Raw genomic sequence first — 7783 nt, 5'->3', positions numbered from 1 at the left:
TGGGAATCCTCCTCGCAGACGCCTGGCCGGTAGTCGTGTCAGCGATTGTCCGCCACGCGCGTTCCCGCCGCAGCACCCACCTCGGACTCAGCCGGCCGTCACGAGCCCCTCGACATCGGTGAGGACCATCAGCGTCTCGGCGTTCAGGGCGGCGGCGAGCGCGGCGGCCAGCGGCCCGGCCCGCAGGGTGCGGGCCGGGCGCCGGCTGTCCGGGCGCTCACTGTCCGGGCTCCCGTGGCCCGGGCTCCGGCTGTCCGGACCACGATTGTCCGGGCTCCGGTTGTCCGGGGCCTCGGCGAGGTCGGCCGAAGTCACCGCCTACTGCCCGTTCTTGACGAGGTCGGGGTGGACGGTGGCAGCGATCTGCCGGACGGCGTCGGCGTTGCGCACACCCGCGATGGTGGTCACCTCGGAGCCGAGCCGGACGAAGTGCCCCTCCTGGACGGCCTTGAGGCCCTGGGTCGCCGGGAAGCCGCGCAGGAACGCCTCGGCGTCGTCGAAGGCCTTGCGGGTGTCCTGCTCGCTGCCGCGGTTGCGCACGGCGAGCTGGATCCAGTCGGGGTTCTTGGCCACCACGTCCTCCCAGGAGCCGGGCTTGAAGTCGGCGTCGCAGTCGGCGAAGACGTTGCGGGCACCGGCCTGGGTGATGACGGCGTTGGCCACCTGCCGGCCGCAGACCGCGACCGGCTGCTTGGTCCCGGCGTCGAAGTCGAAGACGAAGTAGCTCGGCCGCTTGTCCTCCGGGACGGCGGCGAGCGCGGTGCGGACCCCGCCGATCTGCTTCTCCATCCCGGTGACGAGTTCCTCGGCCCGGGCGCCGGTCCCGGTGACGGCGCCGAGGCGGCGGATGTCCTCCTCGATCCCGGCGAGGTCGGTGCGCGGCGCCTTGGCGGCCTTCGGGGTGCCGGCGCAGGCGGTGGAGAGCAGGTAGACGTGCTGGATGCCGGCCGCGGCGTACTCGGCCTCGCTGGGCCCGGTGGCGCCCCCGCCCATCATCGGCATCGCCCCGAAGGTGTCGACGTAGAGGTCGGCGCCGGAGTCGAGGAGCTTCTCCTTGGGGATGGTCTTGTCGCCGAGCACCGGGACCTTGGCGCCCTGCTCGGCGAGCGCGGCCGGCAGGGTGCCCTTGCCGGGCGGGAAGCCGGTGCCGATCACCCGGTCGCCCGCGCCGAGTTGGAGCAGCAACTCCAGGCTCGACGCGTTGCTGGTGACGATCTTCGTCGGGGCCTTGGCTATGGTCGTCTCCTTGCCCGCGCAGTCGGCGACCGTGACGGGGTAGGCGGCCCCGGCGGGGGTGGCCTGGGCGGTGAGGGCGGCGCTGCCACCGCCACCGTTCCCGCCACCGCCGCTTCCGCAGGCCGTGGCGAACAGGGCGACGGCGGCCGCGATACCGCAGACGACGCGAGGGCGCATGAGGACTCTCCTGGTCGGTGATCGTGCTGAGGGCCCGCGCTGCGGACCCGGACCAGGTAGTCGGGCGGGGTCCGCACCGGGTTCCCGGAACTTCCGGGACTTCCGGGACTTCCGGAGCTTCCGGAGGCCCCCGTACCCAGTGGTCGCGCATAGGGTGGCCGGGTGGCAGACCTCACCGACCCGCGCGACGACCTCGGCCTGCCCGTACGGCTCGGGCCGCTGCCGCCCCGCCGGGTGGTCTCGCTGGTGCCCTCGCTGACCGAGGCCGTCGCCGCCACCGCGCCCGGCCTGCTGGTCGGCGCCACCGACTGGTGCAGCCACCCCGCCGAACTCGCCGTCACCCGGATCGGCGGCACCAAGAACCCGGACGTGCCGGGCGTCCTCGCGCTCGGCCCGGACCTCGTGATCGCCAACGACGAGGAGAACCGCCGCCCCGACCTGGAGGCGCTGCGGGCGGCCGGGGTTCCGGTGTGGGTCACCGACATCCGCACCCTGGACGACGCCTTCCGCTCGCTGGACCGGCTGCTCACCGTCGCCTGCCGACTGCCGCGCCCGGCCTGGCTGGACGAGGCGGAGGAGGCGTGGCGGGACGTCCGGCCGAGCGGTGACCGCGGCCCGCGGGCGGTCGTGCCGATCTGGCGCCGCCCGTGGATGGTGCTCGGCCGCGACACCTTCGCCGGGGACCTGCTGCGCCGCCTCGGCCTGCGGCTCGTCCACGCCGAGCACCCCGAGCGCTACCCGGCCGTGCCGCTGCCCGAACTGCTCGCCGACCGGCCGGACCTGGTGGTGCTGCCGGACGAGCCGTACCGCTTCACCGCCGAGGACGGCCCGGAGGCCTTCCCCGGCATCTCGGTCGCGCTGGTCGGCGGACGGCACCTGACCTGGTACGGGCCCTCGCTCGCGGAGGCCCCGGCCGTCCTCCGGCGGGCGATCGAGCACCCGTTCGTCCAGGGGGAGACGACCGCACCATAGGATGACCGCCACTCGCCGGGATCACGGGATCACCGGCGACGAGTGGGGGGACCACCAATGAAGTTGCGCACCACCCGGCGGGCCACCGTCCTGGTGTCGGCCGTCGCCGTGTCGACCGCCGTCCTGGCGGGCTGCGGCACCGAGAGCGGTGACAAGCACCCGAGCGCCGGATCCGGCACCACCCTCACCGCGGCCTCCGCCGCGCCGACCGACACGTCGAGCGCGAGCCCGCCCGCGAGCACCACCCCGACGCCGAGCGCCTCCGCCTCCGCGAGCCCCGACGCCTCGCACAGCCCGAGTGCCGGCCCGAGCAAGGCCGCAAAGGCCTCGCCCACCACCCAGAGCGGCAACGCCCAGAGTGGGAACGCCAAGGGCAGCGGCGGCACCGCGGCCGGCGCGCCCGCCACCCAGCCGCCGGTCGAGAAGCCCGCCATCCCGGCGCCCGTACCGACCGCCAAGCCCGGCGCCGTCGCCCTCCCGGCACCGCCCGCGCCGCCCGCCGGCCACGTGCCCCCGGCGCAGAGCGGCTGCCAGCCCAGCAAGCCCCAGCCGGACGAGGCCAAGCCCGCGGTCGCCGCGGCGCTCACGACGGCCGCCGGCCAGTCCCGGGTGCTCAACCTCAGCTCGGGCGGCACCGACAGGCTCCCGCCGCTGCCGGTCAACCTGGTCAAGGCGATCGCCTGGCAGGAGAGCGGCTGGCAGTCCGGCATCCTCGCCTGCGACGGCGGGATCGGCACCATGCAGGTCATGCCCAACACCGTCAGCTGGATGAACGGCAAGTACGGCACCAGCTCCGACCCCAAGACCCTCACCGGGAACGTCCAGCTCGGCACCCAGCTGATCGACTGGCTGGTCGCCTACTACGGCGACTCCTCCTTCGGCGGCAAGTACGACCTCTCCCCCGACCCGGCCACCGGTAAGACACCGCTGCTCGACCTGGTCATCTCCGCGTACAACGCGGGCGCGGGCAACGTGCACTACACCACCGTCACCGACCCCACCTCGGGCGAGGTCGTCGGCAGCCTCGACATACCGAACCCGAAGTACGTCGCCAACGTGAAGGCGCTGATGGCGAGCCAGCCCTGGAACAAGGCGGGCTGACCGCCCCTTCGCAGCAGGACCGGCAGACACGGCGCAGGGCCCGGGACGCGATCGCGTCCCGGGCCCTGCGTGTCCGGCTGCCGCCCGGACGTCAGCCGCGCGCGGCGGTGACGGCGGCGCCCAGCGCCTCCTTGATCCGGGGGCCGAGGCGGGCGAAGCCGAGCTCCTTCATGGCCGCACGGAGCAGCTCCTCGTCGCTCCGCCCGGTGCCGTCACCGTCGATCCAGCGGACGACGGCGAGCAGTTCGTCCGCCGAGTAGGCGGTCACGGGGCGACCGGGGGTGAAGTCCGGCTTCGCGGGACGGCCGGTGGCCGCCTCGGCGACGGGCTCGGGCTCGGGCTCGACCTCGACGGCCGGTTCGGGCTCGGGCTCCGCCTCGACCACGGCCTCGACCTCAGGGGCCACCTCGGCGACGACCTCGGGCTCGACCTCGGCGACGGCCCCGACGGCAGGGGCCTCGGCACCTACGACCGGAGCCTCCTCAACGACCTCGACCTCGGCCACCGGCTCGACGACCTCAACGACCTCGACGGCAGGGGCCTCGACCACGGCCTCCGGCTCGACAGCGGGCTCCTCGACGGCCTCGACCTCGACGGCGATCTCGGGCGCGACCTCGACGGCGGGCGCCTCGGCAACAGCCTCGGCCTCCTCCTCCGCTACGGCCGGAGCCTCCTCGACGGCGTCGACCTCGATCGGCGACTCCTCGACCTCAGCAGCCTCGGGCTCGGCGACCTCAGGCTCAGCGGCCTCGGGCTCGGCGACCTCGACGGGTGCTTCCGCGATCACCTCCGGCTCGACGGCGATCGCGACCTCGACGGCCTCGGCCTCAACTTCGGCCGCGGCCTCGACCTCGGCCTCGGCAGTGACCTCGACCTCGGCGGCAGGCTCCTCGACCTCGACCGACTCTGCCTTCGCCTCGTCCGCTTCCTCCGCGACCTCGTCCGCCGTTGCGGCCTCGGCCAGGGCGGCGGTGGCGGCGGCCACCAGGTCGTCAGCGGCCGGGGAGGGCGCCGGGAGGGAGACCACGGCGACCGGAGCCTCCTCCTTCTCCTCCTCCACCGCAGCCGACTCGGCCTCGACGTCCGCCTCGGCCTGGAACTCGTCCACGGCCTCCGCCGAGGGGTCGGCGTCGGCCTCGACCTGGGCCTCAACCTCGGCCTCGGCCTCGGCCTCGGGCAGCTCGGTGTCCGTCTCCTCGGTGTCCAGCTCCTCGGCAGCCGGCTCCGCGACGACCGGCTCCGCGGCCGACGACCCCGCCAGCCCGTCCCGCTGCCCGCCCGCGAGCGCCTGCCGCGCCGCGTACGCGGCCTCGGCGGCGCGGCGGTCGGCCTTGGCGGCCGTGAGTTCGGCGAGCAGGTCGGCGAGGCCGGCCTCCTCCAGGGTGGCGCGCAGGCCGCGGATGGTGGGCAGGCGGTAGAGGGTGCCCTCGTCGGCGGCGAGGCGTTCGACCAGGTCGGCCAGTTCCGCGAAGGCGAGCCCGTCGAGGTCGTGCTCGGGCAGCAGTCGGGCGAGGCCGCGCAGGCCGGTGTTGATCGGCTCGAAGGCCTGGGCGGTGCGCTCGACCAGGCTGCCGTCGGCGGGCACGCGCGGGAGGGTGCCGGCGGGGGCGACGGCGGCCCACGCGCGGCGCTCGATCTCGGCGGAGGTGAGCGCCTCGTGCAGGTCCTCGCGGCGGACCTTGCGGTCGTGGGCGAGGGCGGCGGCCTGCTTGCGCAGCGAGCGGCCGCGCAGCCAGGACAGCTTGACGCCGTTCTCGCGGCGCCAGGTGCTGTCCGCGGTGGCGGCGGCGAGGGCGACGAGGTCGGCGTCGTACGCGGCGTCGGTGAGGGTGGCGGAGGTGCGGCGGACCCGCTGGAGCATCTCGACCAGCAGCGCGGTCTTGGCCACGGTGTCGGGCTCGTCCAGCTTGACCTCGGCGGCCATCGCGGTGACGGCTTCCCAGGTCTGCTGGAGGTCGCTGCCACGGAGTTCGGCGAGCGCGGTGGAGGCGGCGCGGGCGTCCTCGGGGGTGGCCACGGTGTCGACGGCCGCGTACCAGGCGTGGGTGTCGGCGCTGAGCGTGAAGGCCCCGAGTTCGGCGTAGCGGCCGAGGTCCTCGCGGAGGTCGGGCTCCGCAGCGGCGTCCTGGGGGTCCTTGACGTCTGCGGCGTCGGCGACGTCCGCCGGGTCGGCTGCGTCGGCGTTGCGCGAGTGAAGCACTGTCATGTGAGGTCCGGTTCTGGGCGACGACGGCGGGGCTGACGGCGAGGGGGCGGCGGCCCGGGTGCACGGGGCCCCTGGGGCGGGACCGGGGGGCGTGCGATTCGGGCCGCCGGTTGTGGAGGCCCAGAATACGGGTGCCCGTTCGAGCCTTGCACGCACCCACCGCCGGACGGACTGGTGTCGTATGCCGTACCGCCCGCCTGGCCGCTACTCGGGAGGGCCACCCGGGTGGCCCGGTGCTGGTCCGGACGGGTGGCCGGGGTGCTCCGTCCGGGGCGGGCCCGACGTGGGTGGAGCGGAACGTCGGAGCCGGTCGAGCGGGACGGTGCGCAGGCCGCGGCCGGGCCGGGTGGGCGGCGGGTGGTGGCCGGCCCGGCCGAGGGCGGCCAGGTCGACCGGCGCGAGGTAGGCGTGGAGCGCGGTGCGGTGCCACCAGGCGCCGGTTTCGCGCAGTTCGCGCCATCCGGTGAACCGGTAGAGGTGGAGGGTCGCCCGGACGTGGGTCGGCGGGGCGTCGGGGAAGGGGTTGTGGCGCAGCAGCCGCAGTGTCGCCCGGTCGCCGGCCAGCAGGCGGGCGACGAAGGGCAGGAACCAGGGCCGGGCGTAGGCGGGCGAGATGCCGGCGAACCACATCAGCCAGTCCAGGCGCAGGTGGTAGGGGGCGTACTGGCGCGGGAGGCGGCGCACGTCGCCGGGTTTGCCCTTGAAGCCGTACTCGCGCCAGACGGTGTGCGGGGTGACGACGGCCTCGTCGGTGCCCTCGACGACGACCTCCCGGCGCAGGCGGTTGACGCTGCCGAAGGCGCCGTAGGTGTTGACGAGGTGCAGCCGGTTGAAGGAGCGGTTCATCACCTGGCCCCGGGAGAGCAGGTTGCGCACCGGCCAGTAGCTGAGCACGAGGACGGCGGCGGTGACCGCCATGACCACCGCCTGGTACCAGACGGGGGCGTCGGGGACGGTGTGGGCGCGGGCGGGCAGGCCGAGGCGGGCCGGTTCGACGGCGGCGAGCGTGAGCACGACGGTCAGCCAGTTGAGCCAGGCGAAGTTGCCGGAGGCAATCAGCCACAGCTGGGTGGCGATCACGGCGCAGGCGGCGTAGCTCGCGACGGGCTGCGGGAGCAGCAGGCCGATCGGGACGAGGAGTTGGACGACGTGGTTGGCCGCCACCTCGACCCGGTGCAGCGGGTCGGGCAGGTGGTGGAAGAACCAGCTGAGCGGTCCGGGCATGGGCTGGGTCTCGTGGTGGTAGCGCAGGCAGGTCAGGTCGCGCCAGCAGCTGTCCCCGCGCAGCTTGATCAGCCCGGCGCCGAACTCGACCCGGAAGACCAGCCAGCGCATCAGCCAGAGCACGGGGGTGGGCGGGGCGGTGTCGGCGTTGCCGAGGAAGGCGGCGAGCGAGCCCGCTTCGAGCAGCAGCGACTCCCAGCCGAAGGAGTACCAGGTCTGCCCGACGTTCACGATGGAGAGGTAGAGGGCCCAGAGCACCGCCCACACCGGGATCGAGGCCCAGAGCGGGAGGGCGTCGCCGAGGCCGGCCGCCACTGCGGCGGCCAGTGCGGCGCCGGTCAGGGCGACGGCGGTGAAGAAGCGGTCGCTGTAGTGGAGGTGGAAGAGGCCGGGCGAGCGGCGGAACGGGACCCGGGCGGTGAAGCGGGGCACCGGGAGCATGCCGTCGGTGCCGATGAGGGCGCGGAACTGCGCGGCCGCGTTGAGGAATCCGATCAGGTAGAGGCCGGCGAGCAGGCGTTGGACGAGCAGTCGGCTCAGCCAGTAGTCGGGGGCGGCGAACCAGTCCATCCAGTCCATGCGGCCCATGCCTACCACCGGCGGACCGGCGGCGGACGGCGGCTCGCTGGTTGCGGCCCGGCCGGGACGGCGGGCCCTACCGGGACAGCGGGTCCGGCCGGGACAGCGGGTCCGGCCGGGACAGCGGGTCCGGCCGGGACAGCACTGTGGCGGGGAGCCTCTCCTCGGGGGTGAGAGGCGCCCCGCCACAGTGGTGGGCAGTGCGGGTGGTGCGATGGGCAGTGCGGTTGATGCGGTTGGCGCCGTTGATACGAGTGGTGCGAGTGGTGCGAGTGGTTCGGTTGGTGC

Annotated in this window: 6 protein-coding genes; 2 read left to right on the top strand and 4 right to left on the bottom strand. The window is 74.7% G+C overall.

The window, feature by feature from the left end; all coding sequences use genetic code 11:
• Positions 1–87: 87 nt before the first annotated feature.
• Positions 88–315 carry a hypothetical protein gene (locus tag ACFXPX_RS34535; RefSeq protein WP_380644436.1) on the bottom strand — a complete coding sequence of 76 codons (228 nt, stop codon included), beginning with the start codon at positions 313–315 and terminating at the stop codon, positions 88–90.
• 3 nt (positions 316–318) lie between these two features.
• Positions 319–1413, bottom strand: a complete 1095-nt coding sequence (locus ACFXPX_RS34530) for an ABC transporter substrate-binding protein (protein WP_380586889.1) — start codon at positions 1411–1413, stop codon at positions 319–321.
• Positions 1414–1632: 219 nt separating this feature from the next.
• Here ACFXPX_RS34530 and ACFXPX_RS34525 point away from each other — a divergent pair, with 219 nt between their 5' ends.
• Positions 1633–2385 (top strand): helical backbone metal receptor, encoded by a 753-nt coding sequence (locus ACFXPX_RS34525; RefSeq protein ID WP_380644439.1) that lies wholly within the window; start codon positions 1633–1635, stop codon positions 2383–2385.
• Between the two features lie 57 nt (positions 2386–2442).
• On the top strand, positions 2443–3486 hold the full coding sequence (locus ACFXPX_RS34520) for a transglycosylase SLT domain-containing protein (RefSeq protein WP_380532384.1): 1044 nt from the start codon (positions 2443–2445) through the stop codon (positions 3484–3486).
• Positions 3487–3577: 91 nt separating this feature from the next.
• Here the strand turns inward: ACFXPX_RS34520 and ACFXPX_RS34515 are convergent, their stop codons facing one another.
• Positions 3578–5692 carry a hypothetical protein gene (locus ACFXPX_RS34515; protein ID WP_380644435.1) on the bottom strand — a complete coding sequence of 705 codons (2115 nt, stop codon included), beginning with the start codon at positions 5690–5692 and terminating at the stop codon, positions 3578–3580.
• Between the two features lie 204 nt (positions 5693–5896).
• Positions 5897–7486: a lipase maturation factor family protein gene (locus ACFXPX_RS34510; RefSeq protein ID WP_380644438.1), complete on the bottom strand. Its 1590-nt coding sequence runs from the start codon at positions 7484–7486 to the stop codon at positions 5897–5899.
• Between the last annotated feature and the right edge of the window lie 297 nt (positions 7487–7783).

Origin of the sequence: Kitasatospora sp. NPDC059146 (assembly GCF_042786665.1) — a bacterium.
Taxonomy (GTDB): domain Bacteria; phylum Actinomycetota; class Actinomycetes; order Streptomycetales; family Streptomycetaceae; genus Kitasatospora.
This window is presented reverse-complemented; position numbering and strand designations above follow the sequence as displayed.